Here is a 12,920-nt window from a genome sequence, read left to right as displayed (position 1 = left end):
ACGCTGTCATCCAACATGAGCTGGGATTTATTGTCATAAAAAAGTAAATGAACCCTAAAAAATGGCTTTTCCCGACCCTCCTTGCGATGGTGGTGGCCGTAGGGACGATCGCCCATCCCTTCAACACTTTCCCAGGCAACGCGCAATCTTCTGTCGGCAAAGACGAACTGGTGATGATTACATCCCCCGACTACCCACCCTACGAGTTCTACAACACCGCAGGAGGAGAGCGAAAAATTGTCGGTTTTGACGTGGATATTGCAAATACCCTCGCTCGCGAGTTGGGGTTTAAGCTCAAAATCCAAGAGTCTGACTTCAACGGACTGATTCCAGCCCTCCAGGCAGGCCGAGCTGACTTCGTCATGGCAGGCATGACCCCCACGCCAGAGCGCAAGAAGAACGTCGATTTTTCAATTGTTTACTACGAAGCAAAAGATACCATCGTCTCTCTCAAGGGGAGCAACCTCAAAACGCCCGCAGACCTCAAAGGCAAAAACGTCGGCGTCCAGCTCGGGACCATTCAAGAGCAAAACGCCCAGGCGATCGCCAAAAAGACGCCGATGCAAATCAAGCAGCTCAACAAAGTCCCCGATATCATTCAAGAAATTCGGGCCAAACGCATCGAAGCGGCGATCGTCGAAGATACCGTAGCCCAAGGCTTCATCCAGTCCAACCCAGATTTGGAATATGTCGAAATTCCCTCAGAGGAGCAGTCTGGCTCTGCGATCGTCTTTCCCAAGGGTTCCAAACTCGTCGAACCCTTCAACAAAGTCCTCTATAAAATGAAGGGCAGCAACGAGTTAGAAACGCTCGCAAAAAAATGGTTTTCCCAAAACACCACCGCCCTAGACGCTCAGAAAGCCACCGCCGCCGCGCCCAAAAAAGGCGGACTCAACATCAATTTCGGTCGCCTCAGCCTGGATGACTACCTGTTCATCCTCAAAGGCATTCCCACCACGCTCCTGTTTACGCTCAGTTCGGTCTTCTTAGGACTCATTGCCGCAACGGGCCTTTCCCTCCTCAAAATCTCCCGATTCAAACCGCTCCAATGGTTCGCGAATGCCTATACCTCCGTCTTTCGAGGCACGCCGCTCCTGCTCCAGCTTTCGCTGATTTACTACGCCATTCCTCAGCTCTTCGGATTTGATATCACTCCCCTACAGGCAGGCGTCACCACCTTTACCCTCAACTCCGGGGCCTACATGTCTGAAACCATTCGGGCGGGGATTCAGGCCGTAGACAAGGGCCAGAGCGAAGCCTCCATGTCCCTCGGCGTGCCTTACGCCATGATGATGAAGGATGTGATTTTACCGCAGGCATTGAAGAATATCCTACCCGCCCTCGTCAACGAAACCGTCTCGCTGCTGAAGGATTCTTCTCTGGTGTCTACTGTAGGCGTTGTAGAAACCTTGCGGGCCAGTCAAATTGTCGGCGCTAACAAGTACATTTATTTTGAACCCTTACTGACCGCAGGGCTGCTGTACTACCTTATGGTCATGGGTCTTACCTCAGCAGCATCGACCCTAGAGCGACGCCTGAAGCGCAGCGAGTGAAACCTATTACGGCTAAACAAGGAGACAAGGTTCCAATGAATGACGTTGTACTGCGGACAGAATCGTTATACAAATCCTTTGGCCCGCTCGAAGTCCTCAAAGGTATTTCCACCGAGTTGCATAAGGGACAAGTCGTTGCCGTTTTGGGACCCTCTGGCTGCGGTAAGTCCACACTGCTGCGCTGCATGAACCTGCTCGAAAAACCGACCAAAGGGCGTCTTTACTTCGGAGATCGGGACATGACCGATCCAAAGGTAAATATTTCAAAAATCCGGCAGAAAGTGGGCATGGTGTTTCAGCACTTTCATCTATTTCCTCACATGACGGTTCTAGAAAATGTCACCTACGCCCCCATCAAGGTCAGCAAGATCCATCCTGTAGAAGCCAAAGAAGCTGGCATGGAGCTGTTGGGCAAAGTGGGACTCGCAGAAAAAGCCCATGTCTATCCCTCCAAACTCTCCGGCGGTCAAAAGCAGCGCGTGGCGATCGCCCGCGCCCTAGCAATGAATCCTGAAGTCATTTTGTTTGACGAACCCACCTCTGCTCTAGACCCAGAAATGGTACAGGAAGTCTTGGAAGTCATGCAAGATCTGGCAAAAACCGGAATGACCATGGCGATCGTCACCCACGAGATGGGATTTGCACGGGATGTTTCGGATCGGGTGTGGTTTCTGAACCAAGGAATTTTAGAAGAAGATAGCCCGCCAGCGGAATTTTTTACTCGGCCCAAGTGCGATCGCGCCCAACAATTTCTAGAGCGCATGCTCAAGTAAAACGCCAAAAATGTGGATGGAAGGTCGTTCTTCCATCCACAACCGAGAGCGAGTAGAGCCAGAGCAGATTCAGCTAAAACGAAAATGTAACTCGCAGAACCCCTTGAATGAGAGGAGGCGTGTTGCTGCTGTTATTCGGATTCAGGATCGCCATCACGATGGGAGTAATGGAGATATTGTCGTTAACTGGAAAGCGATAAAATGCTTCAAAGTTAGTCTGAGTTCTATCGTTGACACCTAAAGCCGAGGGCAGATCGTTGATGAAAGGTTGCCCGCCAGCCACAGCCAACAAAGAACCGGGGATAAAAACATCCTTAACGCCAGCACCCACCATCCAGGTTTGGGCGATAAAGTCACCAGCACTCACATTGCTGAAATCGTACGGCAGTGGCGTAGCGCCACCGTAGGCTTTTGCTCCAGCAATACCGTACCGCGCAAACAAACCAAATCGACCTAGACTGAGTTCGGCATCGAGACCGCCCGCATTTTGGGAAATATTAGACGTTGCAGAATTGGTGTACTGCAATCGCACGGCAAAATTGTTCGCACCCGCTTTCCCAAATTTTTTGGCATATTCCAGTTCTGCCGTGCCCTGGTAAGGATCGCCAAACAAACCGCCGCCGAAGTTATTGGCCACCGAGTTAAACGGGCTAGACGCAATGTAAACGGCTCGAAACGCAAAGGGACCTCCGCCAATTTGCCAATTAATACCAGCCCCCGCACCGCCAAAGAAATTAACTTGGTAAGGGTTGATCAGCGGGTTGTTGATGAAAAACCAGGAACTAAAACCGTTGCTGGGAGCAGTATAGCTATTGAGATCGACGATATCGGTTGCGTAAAATAAAGGGCCAACCGTAACTGACAGATTTTTCGTCGGTTTGAAGGTGTAGGCCAGACGGTACAGCCCAACATTCGTGGGATAGCCCGACCAATAGTATTGCCCTGGAACCAAGAGCGATTGCGCGCTGGAGGTAGGATTTGTCGTAGTGCCGCCGATGTTTGCGGTACCAAACAGATCTGTGCCGGCATTTCCTACAAATAGCGTGGTCTGAAGTAAGTCGCTGCCTTGAAAGCTAGTGTTAAAGTTGAGCTGAACCGCAGCGATCGCAGTTGCCCTAGTATCCTCCAAGCTAGCGAGACCCGTTTCCGGGTCGATGTAGGTCTTACTCCCGATGGTATCTCCGTAGGCAGCAGAGAATACTGCTATCCCGCTTAATTTTGTTGTTGTCGAAAACTGCTGTGCTTCCAGGGTCTTGGTGCGGGCTTCCAACCCATCCACGCGGCCTTTCAGGGTCGCGAGTTCGGCCTTGAACTCTTCTTGGAGTGTTTTGACCGTCGCCAAATCTTCCTTTGTGGCAAAGCGATCGCTAATTTGGTCCAAGCAAGCGTTGAGGGCTGCCGCCAACTCGTATCGCGTTGCAGCGCGATTTCCCTTAAACGTACCGTCTGGGTACCCTGCAATACAGCCGTAGCGTTCGACCAAAGACTGTAGAGCCTGAAACGCCCAGTCCGTCGGTCGAACGTCCGACAGTTGAGAGACCGATGTCACCTGCCCGACGGTGTTCTGCTCAGTTGCCCGCACCGATGTAGAAGTTAGCAATCCAGCCAACAAAGAGAGTGGCAGCAGCCACCCATAGAACGTACTTCGCATTTTTCAGACTCCTCACAAGTACACACCCAATAATGACCCTAGCCCCTCTGGACTGGGTCGATCTGAACGAGCAAATCGCTAACTTATTGCCGCGATCGCCCCCTACGCCAAACCATCCCTAAAAGTGCTGAAACCAAGATTTCGATCGCCGCATAAATGAGGGAGCATGGGTCAAATTCAAAGATATCCTCTCGAAACTCGCAAAAACCCCTCTAAAAATTGACTTCCTGGCACTAGAGCAAAGTTATTTCTGAATAATCTTCACTTAAAGGAAATTACTCTAACCAGAAGAATCGGCATTGTGTTTTGAAATACAAAACTGCGATCCGTTCTACTGCTGAAGGCATTCCCTGACGTAATGAGCTCGCCCAAAAAGTTCTCAAATTATTGGGAAGAGCAATCGACTGGTGCGACGATCGGGGAGCCATCGCACATTTGACCGGACCGCGCGACTGCATCCCGAGGATCCAGATATCTATGGCAATCGCTGCGCGGCTCGCTACCGACCGGAGGATTTTGAAGGGGCGATCTCCGACTGCGAGCAGGTCAGCGCTGTAGCTAGAGCGGCGAGAAACAGCGAAAAATCCACCCGCGCTCGAGATGTCAAGCAAGCTTCAACTGTAAAAATTGAGGCAGATCGCGCTCGGAACATTATCTAAGGTCTCACTAATCGAGTATGCTAAGTCTACAAGTCGGTTCTGGCGGGGAAAACCCGTCGGAGGAAAGAGGGAAAGTGTAGTGAGATTCTACCGCTGTCCCGCAACTGTGAACGAGAGCGAAGCGTTGGAAATCAAACACCAAAACCTGAAGGTCCTGCTTTTCGCGTTTTGATATTTGTATTTTCAAGATTCAGTTCTCAAAGTCAGAACGCCTGCCGAACGATCTCACCCTATCGTCTAATCTGCGAGGTACAAAATGACGACTCAATCTTACGCATCAGCTCGCCAACAAGTCGCGCGTCGGGTGCTATCCGTTCCGGTTCAATTGGCACTCTACCTCTCGCTGACCGCCCTGACCCTCTGGACGATTGGTTTCTCTACCCATCCTGCCATTCACGACTCGGTACATACACTCCGCCATCATACAGCTGGGGTTAGCTGTCATTAGGGCTTGGATGTCAGTGCCTGCGGTGTAGGAGTTCGGTTTGAAAAATGCCTAGAAAAATTTACGGGCTTATCAGTGCTGCTTGCACGATCGGCATTATTTGTTATAGCTGGGTTGGATTTTCCCAGACTTCTCGCCCCTCGGTGCGACTCGCGACCAATCCGACCATCGAGAAAATTCGACCGTTTGAAGCGGAAGCGACAGAAGCGTTAGGCTCGGGGAAGTACCAGTCTCCCGTCCAATTGACGTTACAGGCGATCGACGCTCGGGGGCAGGCATTGAAGAATGCTAGGATTCGCCTGCAAATCTTGACCCCTCCCAAAAGTCCCTGGTTTACGACGGATTTTCCGATCGTAGAGGGAACAAAGTTACTGGACGTTGAGGGGAACGCACCAACGGGCGAGTTTCAGGTGAAACAAAGTTTGCCGATCCGGGGGACGTATCGACTCCTGGTCGACGTCACACCCATCGTTCCCAATTCTTTTGCGCCCGTGCAGCAGACGATCGCTCTATCGGTGCCAGAACATGGAGCAAAATATCGGAACCTTGGAATCTTAGTCTGCATTTTGTTAGTCGCAGGTTTCGGCGGCGGTTGGGTCATCGGGAGCAGGAAACCGACTCAGCCGGGAGAAATCGTCCCCGAACCCGTGCGGCTCCTCATGAGCGGGGCAATTGTCGTGGCGATCGCCGCTCTCCTATTTGTCAACCTCAGCGCCGAATTTGCCCATTCCCACGAGTCTCACGACCGTGGGGAACACTTACCCCGATCCAGCCCGCCTTCCAAGGTGCAATCTCAAGGCTTAGAGATGAAACTCTCGGGCGATACGACGGCTGCGGTGGGTCGGCCTGCCCAATTGCAGGTCAGCGTTATCGATACGAAGACCCAGCAGCCCGTCACGGATGTTGCCTTGAAGGTCACGACAACGGCGCTCGAAAATAATTGGGTTGCATTTGCTTACGAGAGCGCTCCAGACAGTACTGGAAAACTGGTGTGGAAGCAGCAATTCTTTGATGGTGCCCCCCATCGGATCGATGTTGAAGTTACACCCCAAGTCGGCGCAACTCGGAAATTCCAGCCTTTTCAAGTGGGGCAGACGATTCCAGTAGAAGGCGTTGCGCCGCCATTATCCGTTCGGTTGATCTCCCTGGCTTACCTTACGGGAGTGGTAGGTATTGGCCTGCTCCTAGGATTGTGGTTGAGCCAGAAGCACAACAAGCGGTTGCAGCAAGATTGGAAGCGAAGTTTTTCTTAAGGCTGCATGGGCGCAGGCGATCGCGTCTGCGCCACGGTCATGCTTGCGTTGGTTCCCACGCGCAGAGCGTTGCGCCAAAAGCCATCAATACTGCCGCAATGACCAGCGTTTGAGTAAGTGTTTCGTCCAGAAATAGAATTGCGATCGCCGCTCCGACCATCGGAGACAAAGCAAAAAACGAACCCGTCCGCGCCGCGCCGATATTTCGCAACGCCATTACAAAAAAGCAATACGTGAGGCCGTTGCTGATAAAGCCAGCACTGAAAATCTTCAGCATCAAAGGCAAAGGCGGCAAAGGTTGGCCCATTGCAGCGGCGATCGCCACATTGACCAAACCCGCCCCGCCACTCTTAAACATTGCCACCTGAAACGGATCGCGAGTTGCAAACTGAGCCGTGAGATTGCTGTCGATCGCCCAGGCCAGACAAGTCCCTAAGACCGCCAGCGCTCCCCAAGACAAATTCATACCAGAAGAATTGCTATAGGACACTAAAATTCCACCCGTGGAAATAATGGCAATTCCAATTAAGACCCGCCATTGCCACGGTTCTCGGAAAATAGTCCAAGCCACCAGGGCCGTAAAGACGCTTTCAAAATTTAAAAGTAAAGAGACGACGGCAGCAGGAGAGTGCTCTAGTCCCGTCATTAGTAAAACCGGAGCAGCCAGCCCTCCTGTTAACATCGAACCCAACAGCGATTTCCAATCTTTGCGCCGGAGCGCTGAGCTCGAGAGTTGCTTGCCACGGAACAACAAAAATGGCGCTAATCCAATCCCGCCGCCCAAATACATCAAACCTGCAAGCATCCAAGGATGGACTTCATTCAGAAACAGCTTTGCCAACGGTGTGTTGGTCCCGAACAAACACGCTGTTGCGACGGCAAAACCAGCCCCCTTGAGGGCAGCATTCGATCTAAGTTGAATCAACGGTCAGACAAAGCCATAAGGGGAAAACTTTCCACTTCAAAAACAGGAATACCTAGCCTGAAAATTTCATCAGACAGCTAAGAACTGCTGAATAACTTCTTGACTTAACTCACGGGTTGGACCAGAAGCCACAATACCACCTTTCTGCATGGCATAGTACCAATCAGCCTGACGCACAAAATGCAGATGCTGCTCGACCAACAATACCGAAATTCCAGTGGTTTGAACGATCCGCCGTACCGCCGCTTCAATTTCTAAAATGATGGAAGGCTGAATTCCTTCAGTCGGTTCATCTAGAACTAACAGTTTGGGTTTCCCCATTAAAGCACGGGCGATCGCCAACTGTTGCTGCTGCCCGCCACTGAGGTCTCCTCCCATCCGCGAGAGCATGGTTTTAAGAACTGGAAACAGCTCAAAAATTTCCTCGGGAATGTCCCTATTTTTACCTACTCCGCCTGGTAGGGCCTCAAGCCCCAATAGCAGATTTTCTTCGATCGTCAGGCGCGGAATGACCTCCCGTCCCTGGGGCACGTACCCAATTCCCAACTTAGCCCGTTGATAAGTCGGTTTACGGCTAATCGACTCACCCCTAAATTGAATGTTGCCCGTACGAGAGTTCAATAACCCCATAATGGTCTTGAGTAAAGTCGTTTTACCCACCCCATTACGTCCGATCAGACAGACCATCTTGCCTGAGGCTACCCCCATGTCCACATTCCGCAAAATGTGGCTCTCGCCATAGTAAACATTCAGATTGGAAAGATCCAACATCGGCTGAGCGCTAATTTCAGGATCCTGAGTTGTAACGGCTCCGCGAGCTTGACTCATGACAAATACCTATTCAGCATGTTCGGTTTCTTCGTGGCCTAGATAGACCTCAATGACGCGTGGGTCATTTTGAACTTCATCCATGGTGCCTTCACAAAGCACCGTCCCTTGGTGCAGTACCGTTACCTGCTGGGCAATCTGGCGCACAAACTCCATATCGTGCTCGATCACCATAATGGAGTGGCTTTGGGCAAGAGCCATTAGCAAATTGCCCACATTTTCAGTTTCTTCGTCTGTCAGACCCGCGACGGGTTCGTCCACTAACAGCAAATTGGGAGACTGGGCTACCAACATGCCAATTTCGAGGCGCTGCTTTTCACCGTGAGATAATAGCTCAGACGGGATATCAGCTTTTGGGACTAGCCCAATGGTTTCCAATAGGCCCGCAATGGTGCGGCGTTCGCCAGAAGCAGCCCGCCCCATTAAGGATGCCATCACATTTTTGTGCTGCGCGGCGGAAAGTTCTAGATTTTCGCGAGGGGTAAGTTTTTGATAGACGCGAGGGGTTTGAAACTTGCGGCCAATCCCCATCCGGGCAATTTGATGTTCGGAATAGGGCCTGAGGTTACGCCCTTTGAAGGTAACTTGGCCCGTAGTGGGCTTAGTCTTACCCGTAATCACATCCATGAAAGTCGTTTTTCCAGCCCCGTTAGGTCCAATTACCACCCGCAGCTCTCCAGCATCCATACTGAAGTTGAGGTTATTGATGGCCTTGAATCCATCAAAGCTAACCGTTAGGTTTTCAATTTCTAATATTTTTTCGCTCATGGTCTACCTCTGGGTCTTCTTCAAGGCTGGGATACGTAGAAAGCTTCGGTCTTTGACCCAACAGGTTAGCGCGAAGCCACAGCAGGGTTTTGCGATTGAATAAACCCAGGAAACCGCTGGGCAGCACCGTTACCACCAACAAAAACAACCCTCCCTGAAAAAAGAGCCAAACCTCGGGATACTGCTCGCTGAGCAGGGTTTTTGCAAAGTTCACGACGAGGGCACCCAAAACTGCACCCGCCAGGGTAGCCCGACCGCCCACCGCAACCCAAATCACCATTTCGATTGAAAAAGCAATATCCATGGCCTTAGGGGTGATAATCCCAGACTGGACGGTGTACAGCGCGCCCGCAATGCCCGCCAACCCAGCAGACACCGCAAAAACAAACACCTTATACCAGGTTGGGTCGTAGCCCGAAAATCTGACGCGGGGTTCGTCATCCCGAATCGCAATCAGCAGCCGTCCCAGCCGTCCGCTGGTCAGCCAGCGACATAGGGCGTAACCTCCAACCAGGAACAATACGCTAAGGGCATAGAAAACGGTTTGATTTTTCGGATCGCTGACGAGCGAACCGAAGAAAGTTGCAGTGTCAGTTTTTAGACCATTTGTGCCGTTGATGAGCTTTTGCTGGCCGTTGAAGAAGTTAAAGAAAACGATGAGGGCTGCCTGGGTCAGGATGGAAAAATAGACGCCGCGGATGCGGTTTCGGAAAACCAGATAGCCCAAAATGACTGCAACCAAGGTAGGAATGGCAAAGATTGCAAAAACTGTGAAAGGCAAGGAGTAAAAAGGTTGCCAGAATGCAGGTAATTCGGTGACGCCGTACAGGTTAAAAAAATCTGGAATTTGGCCAGCCGGAAGCTGGAGCTGGAGGTACATGGCAAAGGCATAGCCCCCTAGGGCAAAAAAGATACCGTGGCCTAAGCTCAGCATTCCGGTGTAGCCCCAGATCAAATCGATACCGAGGGCGGCGATCGCCAACGACAAAAATCGCCCGAGCTGGTTCACCCGCGACCCTTGTCCCAAAGCATTTAATAATAGAGGAGCCAGAAAGATAAAGACTAAAGCTAGGACTGCAACAACTGCAATTTCCGGCAGCAATGACTTGCGCTTGCGAAGACTCGTCTCTAACGGAACCTGGGACGTTTGGGTTTCTACTGCAGTCATCCGTACCTCCTAAGCCTCCACCGTGCGTCCCTTTTGGGGAAATAGCCCCGCCGGACGAAACTGTAGAAATACAACAATGAGTGCAAACACGACCACTTTTGCCATGCTAGCCGTAGCGAAAAATTCAAGAATGCCGGAGAGTACGGGACTCGAAGCTGCCAGCGGTGCAAAAGCATTAGATCCCACAATATAGCTAATGATTCCGATCGCTCCTGCGGCCATGATGCTGCCTACGATCTTACCCACTCCCCCAATCACCACCACCATAAAGGTATCGACGATGTAGGCTTGGCCCGTATTGGAGCTTACCGAACCCAGGAGCGCTACAGCCACGCCTGCCACGCCCGCCAACCCCGACCCAATGGCAAAGGTGATGGCATCCACCTTTTGGGTAGGAATTCCCAAGCAGGCACTCATGCCTCGGTTTTGGGTCACGGAGCGGATCCGCAGGCCCCAAGCGGTCTTGTTGAGAAACCAGTAAATGCCCATCAGACAAACAATGGTTAGGGCAATGATGAAGAGACGAGTATAGGGGAGTTGAGAGGTGCCCAACACCAACCCGCCTCGCAACCATTTGGGAGCCGTGACATCGACACCCTGCGTACCAAACCAGGGTTTTGTAACCGCCAGTTTGAAGCTGTTGCCAACGAGGTTAGAAACGATAAAGGCGATCGCCGCCGAGAGCGGCAGCAGAACTGCAATGACCCGTACCTGGATTTGCTCGTAGTCTGGGCGCTTGGCAATGAAGGCGATCGCGCCAAAAAACAGCACGCAGAACAGTCCTACGCCAATCGAAAACTGCCAGCTCACGCTGCGAATAAACTGCTGCAAAATCAAACTCACGCCCCACGTGGCTAGAAGCGTCTCTAAAGGTCTGCCGTATAGGAAACGAATGACGCTACGCTCCAGCAATAAACCCACCAGTGCCGTGACGATAAAAGCAGCAATCAGCGCAAAAAAGATATAAAAGTCCGACCAAGGCGATCCCATAGCCTTAAACACGTTTTGCACCACAAACGTCGTGTAGGCGCCTAGCATAATGAGTTCGCCGTGAGCCATATTAATGACGCCCATCAGCCCAAACACAATGGCCAACCCAAGAGCGGCTAACAATAGGACTGCACCAATGCTAACGCCGTTGAATAGGCCATCCAGCAAGTTTGCGAGCAAAGTTCTCTTCCTTAACGTGATTGACGGAATGAATGTAGCGATTATGGATCTCGAACTACGGAAAAACTGTAGCCCAAGATCCAAAATATAGAACTCACCTACGAGATCTTGTACTTCCCGCCCTTTTTAGGATCGGACCAGTCGCAGCCAAAGCCCTTTGTATCGGCCACAAATTGGTTCCAAGGCTGCGGTTTGACGGCTGCTTTGGATTCATAGGCAATTTTAAACAACCCATCCTCGCCCACTTCGCCAATGCGCACGAATTTGGAGAGGTGATGGCTGTTTTCCATCGTAATTTTGCCTTGGGGGGCATCAAAAGTCTGGCCCAGCGCCGCCATCCGCACCTTCTCTAGATCGTCGGCAGTGGCTGCTTTTTCAACCGCCTGTTTCCACAGGTAAACCGCGTTATAGGCGCATTCCATTGGGTCGTTAACCACTCGATCGTCGCCGTATTTTTTCTTGAACGCTGCTACAAATTTTTGGCTGGCAGGGTTCTGAACCGTTTGGAAGTAGTTCCAAGCAGCATAATGCCCCTTTAAGTAGTCCACTCCAATCGCTTTCACTTCTTCTTCCGCAATACTCACGGACATAGAAGGATACTTATCCGGTCCCATTCCAGCACCCTGAAGTTGCTTGAAGAAGGCTACATTGCTATCCCCGTTAAGAGAATTGTAGATGACGCCACCATTGGGCATTGCTGCTTTGATTTTGGCAATGATAGGCGTGACTTCCGTCCCCCCTAAGGGAATGTAGTCTTCTCCCACCACCTTACCGCCCTTGGCAGCTAATTGAGCCTTAATAATGGTATTAGCAGTACGGGGGAATACGTAGTCTGACCCAATCAAGAAAAAGGGTTGTCCCTTGTACTTCTCCAGCAGCCAGTCTACGGAAGGCTCAATTTGCTGGTTGGGGGCAGCCCCTGTATAGAAAATGTTCTTAGAACACTCTTGACCCTCGTACTGCACCGGATACCAGAGCATGTGGTTCTTAGATTCGAATACGGGCAGCACGGCTTTACGGCTAGCAGAAGTCCAGCAGCCAAAGACAGCCACAACCTTATCTTGATCGATCAACTTTTTCGCTTTCTCGGCAAAGGTCGGCCAGTCGGAGTTACCGTCTTCTTTAAAGACTACAATTTTTTTGCCAAGCACGCCGCCAGCATTATTGATTTCTTCAATGGCCATTTCCTCCGCATCGACGACGCTCTTTTCGCTAATGGCCATGGTGCCGCTCAGGGAGTGTAAAATCCCAACTTTAATGCCATCGCCTGCCGCTGCTGGACTGGGCGATGCGGTACCGCCCGGAGAAGGTTCGGTTCCGCTTGGAGAACCGCCGCAGGATTTAATCAATAGGCTACCCGCGACAGCGGAACCCATCAGTAGGAAATCGCGTCTCTTGAAAGGTCGAGTCATTTAAATGGCACTCCGCACTTTTTTAGTAAAACGTTCGGCAACAGTGAATTTGGATCCGCTGTCGATCCGCTTTGGTAAAACGTATCGGGGTGATTTTAAGGATTTATTCTGAAACAAAAATGTAGCCTTGGCTACAAAATAATACTGCCTCTTAACCTTTCCATATCCTCAGTCGAGCTTAAGAAAACTGAGGGACGCGTTCTCTGAAGGGGAAACGTTGTTCTGTAAGGATTGCGGCTTAAGACAAGCGGTAAAGTCCGTATCGAATTTTATAATGTTCGCAACGTTAAAGATTGATGTTTGCGAGATCGAGGA

12 protein-coding genes and 1 riboswitch are annotated in these 12,920 nt (G+C 51.1%); of the genes, 5 read left to right on the top strand and 7 right to left on the bottom strand.

The window, feature by feature from the left end:
• The first annotated feature begins 47 nt into the window (after positions 1–47).
• Together R6H26_RS23015 and R6H26_RS23010 are read left to right on the top strand one after the other, a co-directional pair.
• Positions 48–1,553: an ABC transporter substrate-binding protein/permease gene (locus R6H26_RS23015; protein WP_404785880.1), complete on the top strand. Its 1,506-nt coding sequence runs from the start codon at positions 48–50 to the stop codon at positions 1,551–1,553.
• A gap of 35 nt (positions 1,554–1,588) precedes the next feature.
• Entirely contained in the window at positions 1,589–2,326 is a 738-nt protein-coding gene (locus tag R6H26_RS23010; RefSeq protein ID WP_404785878.1) for an amino acid ABC transporter ATP-binding protein, read from the top strand.
• 73 nt (positions 2,327–2,399) lie between these two features.
• On the opposite strand, the gene R6H26_RS23005 is transcribed toward R6H26_RS23010, so the two are convergent.
• Positions 2,400–3,977 (bottom strand): iron uptake porin, encoded by a 1,578-nt coding sequence (locus R6H26_RS23005; RefSeq protein WP_404785876.1) that lies wholly within the window; start codon positions 3,975–3,977, stop codon positions 2,400–2,402.
• Between the two features lie 407 nt (positions 3,978–4,384).
• Here R6H26_RS23005 and R6H26_RS23000 point away from each other — a divergent pair, with 407 nt between their 5' ends.
• From R6H26_RS23000 to R6H26_RS22990, 3 genes are all read left to right on the top strand, one after another.
• On the top strand, positions 4,385–4,636 hold the full coding sequence (locus R6H26_RS23000; protein ID WP_404785874.1) for a hypothetical protein: 252 nt from the start codon (positions 4,385–4,387) through the stop codon (positions 4,634–4,636).
• Between the two features lie 17 nt (positions 4,637–4,653).
• Positions 4,654–4,871: riboswitch (cobalamin riboswitch) on the top strand.
• A gap of 21 nt (positions 4,872–4,892) precedes the next feature.
• Positions 4,893–5,084: a CbtB-domain containing protein gene (locus R6H26_RS22995; protein WP_404785872.1), complete on the top strand. Its 192-nt coding sequence runs from the start codon at positions 4,893–4,895 to the stop codon at positions 5,082–5,084.
• A gap of 44 nt (positions 5,085–5,128) precedes the next feature.
• The gene (locus R6H26_RS22990) at positions 5,129–6,334 is read left to right on the top strand and encodes a hypothetical protein (RefSeq protein ID WP_404785870.1); all 1,206 of its coding nucleotides are present in this window, start codon (positions 5,129–5,131) and stop codon (positions 6,332–6,334) included.
• A 37-nt stretch (positions 6,335–6,371) separates the two neighbouring features.
• On the opposite strand, the gene R6H26_RS22985 is transcribed toward R6H26_RS22990, so the two are convergent.
• From R6H26_RS22985 to urtA, 6 genes are all read right to left on the bottom strand, one after another.
• Positions 6,372–7,259, bottom strand: a complete 888-nt coding sequence (locus R6H26_RS22985) for a DMT family transporter (protein WP_404785869.1) — start codon at positions 7,257–7,259, stop codon at positions 6,372–6,374.
• A gap of 69 nt (positions 7,260–7,328) precedes the next feature.
• Complete coding sequence (gene urtE, locus R6H26_RS22980; RefSeq protein ID WP_404791424.1) at positions 7,329–8,030, bottom strand: urea ABC transporter ATP-binding subunit UrtE; 702 nt, start codon at positions 8,028–8,030, stop codon at positions 7,329–7,331.
• Positions 8,031–8,096: 66 nt separating this feature from the next.
• The gene (urtD, locus tag R6H26_RS22975) at positions 8,097–8,855 is read right to left on the bottom strand and encodes an urea ABC transporter ATP-binding protein UrtD (protein ID WP_404785867.1); all 759 of its coding nucleotides are present in this window, start codon (positions 8,853–8,855) and stop codon (positions 8,097–8,099) included.
• Positions 8,830–10,023: an urea ABC transporter permease subunit UrtC gene (urtC, locus tag R6H26_RS22970; RefSeq protein ID WP_404785865.1), complete on the bottom strand. Its 1,194-nt coding sequence runs from the start codon at positions 10,021–10,023 to the stop codon at positions 8,830–8,832. The genes urtD and urtC overlap by 26 nt, the downstream gene beginning before the upstream one ends.
• Before the next feature lie 9 nt (positions 10,024–10,032).
• The gene (locus tag R6H26_RS22965; RefSeq protein WP_404785864.1) at positions 10,033–11,193 is read right to left on the bottom strand and encodes a branched-chain amino acid ABC transporter permease; all 1,161 of its coding nucleotides are present in this window, start codon (positions 11,191–11,193) and stop codon (positions 10,033–10,035) included.
• Between the two features lie 98 nt (positions 11,194–11,291).
• Positions 11,292–12,605, bottom strand: a complete 1,314-nt coding sequence (gene urtA, locus R6H26_RS22960) for an urea ABC transporter substrate-binding protein (RefSeq protein WP_404785862.1) — start codon at positions 12,603–12,605, stop codon at positions 11,292–11,294.
• Between the last annotated feature and the right edge of the window lie 315 nt (positions 12,606–12,920).

Origin of the sequence: Altericista sp. CCNU0014, from assembly GCF_044923475.1 — a bacterium.
Lineage (GTDB): Bacteria > Cyanobacteriota > Cyanobacteriia > Thermosynechococcales > Thermosynechococcaceae > JAAURS01.
Note: the sequence above shows the minus strand (reverse complement) of the source record. Positions and strands in the feature narration are given on the sequence as shown.

What these genes read in the sequence shown, in the direction of transcription:
- R6H26_RS23015 (WP_404785880.1), top strand. Translation starts at nt 48, where the DNA reads ATGAACCCTAAAAAATGGCTTTTCCCGACCCTCCTTGCGATGGTGGTG.
- R6H26_RS23010 (WP_404785878.1), top strand. Translation starts at nt 1,589, where the DNA reads ATGAATGACGTTGTACTGCGGACAGAATCGTTATACAAATCCTTTGGC.
- R6H26_RS23005 (WP_404785876.1), bottom strand. Translation starts at nt 3,977, where the DNA reads ATGCGAAGTACGTTCTATGGGTGGCTGCTGCCACTCTCTTTGTTGGCT.
- R6H26_RS22995 (WP_404785872.1), top strand. Translation starts at nt 4,893, where the DNA reads ATGACGACTCAATCTTACGCATCAGCTCGCCAACAAGTCGCGCGTCGG.
- R6H26_RS22990 (WP_404785870.1), top strand. Translation starts at nt 5,129, where the DNA reads ATGCCTAGAAAAATTTACGGGCTTATCAGTGCTGCTTGCACGATCGGC.
- urtE (WP_404791424.1), bottom strand. Translation starts at nt 8,030, where the DNA reads ATGTTGGATCTTTCCAATCTGAATGTTTACTATGGCGAGAGCCACATT.
- urtD (WP_404785867.1), bottom strand. Translation starts at nt 8,855, where the DNA reads ATGAGCGAAAAAATATTAGAAATTGAAAACCTAACGGTTAGCTTTGAT.
- urtC (WP_404785865.1), bottom strand. Translation starts at nt 10,023, where the DNA reads ATGACTGCAGTAGAAACCCAAACGTCCCAGGTTCCGTTAGAGACGAGT.
- urtA (WP_404785862.1), bottom strand. Translation starts at nt 12,605, where the DNA reads ATGACTCGACCTTTCAAGAGACGCGATTTCCTACTGATGGGTTCCGCT.